Annotated in this window: 1 protein-coding gene; it reads left to right on the top strand. The window is 56.5% G+C overall.

Annotated elements, in window-relative coordinates; translation table 11 throughout:
- Positions 1–896, top strand: an 896-nt coding sequence (gene psbD / locus ACK4IR_RS12325) for a photosystem II D2 protein (photosystem q(a) protein) (protein WP_409874640.1), incomplete at both ends; no start/stop codon positions are given.

Below are 896 nucleotides of genomic sequence, written 5' to 3'. Positions count from 1 at the left end.
ACCACCTTTGTCACCTCTTGGTACACCCACGGTCTGGCCTCCAGCTACCTCGAAGGCTGCAACTTCCTCACCGTTGCCGTTTCCACCCCCGCCAACAGCATGGGGCACTCCCTCCTCCTCCTGTGGGGACCCGAAGCCCAAGGGGACTTCACCCGCTGGTGCCAACTGGGGGGTCTGTGGACTTTTATTGCCCTCCACGGCGCCTTTGGTCTCATTGGCTTCATGCTGCGGCAGTTTGAAATTGCCCGCTTGGTAGGCATCCGTCCCTACAACGCCATTGCCTTCAGTGCCCCCATTGCCGTCTTTGTCAGCGTCTTTTTGATCTATCCTTTAGGGCAATCCAGCTGGTTTTTTGCCCCCAGCTTTGGGGTAGCCGCCATCTTCCGCTTCCTACTGTTCTTCCAAGGGTTCCACAACTGGACGTTGAACCCCTTCCACATGATGGGGGTGGCTGGTGTGCTGGGGGGTGCGCTGTTGTGTGCCATTCACGGTGCAACGGTGGAGAACACCCTCTTCCAAGATGGAGACTCGGCGAGCACCTTCCGCGCCTTTACGCCAACCCAAGCGGAAGAGACCTACTCGATGGTGACGGCGAACCGGTTTTGGAGCCAAATTTTTGGGATTGCCTTCTCGAACAAGCGCTGGTTGCACTTTTTCATGTTGTTTGTGCCGGTGACAGGGCTGTGGATGAGTGCGATTGGCGTGGTGGGTCTAGCGCTGAACCTGCGGTCTTATGACTTTATTTCGCAGGAGATTCGGGCAGCGGAGGACCCTGAGTTTGAGACGTTCTACACGAAGAACCTGTTGTTGAACGAGGGCATCCGTGCTTGGATGGCACCTCAAGACCAACCCCATGAAAACTTTGTCTTCCCAGAAGAGGTACTCCCCCGTGGTAA

This window comes from Thermosynechococcus sp. (assembly GCF_046299635.1).
In the GTDB taxonomy this organism is placed as follows: Bacteria; Cyanobacteriota; Cyanobacteriia; order Thermosynechococcales; family Thermosynechococcaceae; genus Thermosynechococcus.
Note: the sequence above shows the minus strand (reverse complement) of the source record. Positions and strands in the feature narration are given on the sequence as shown.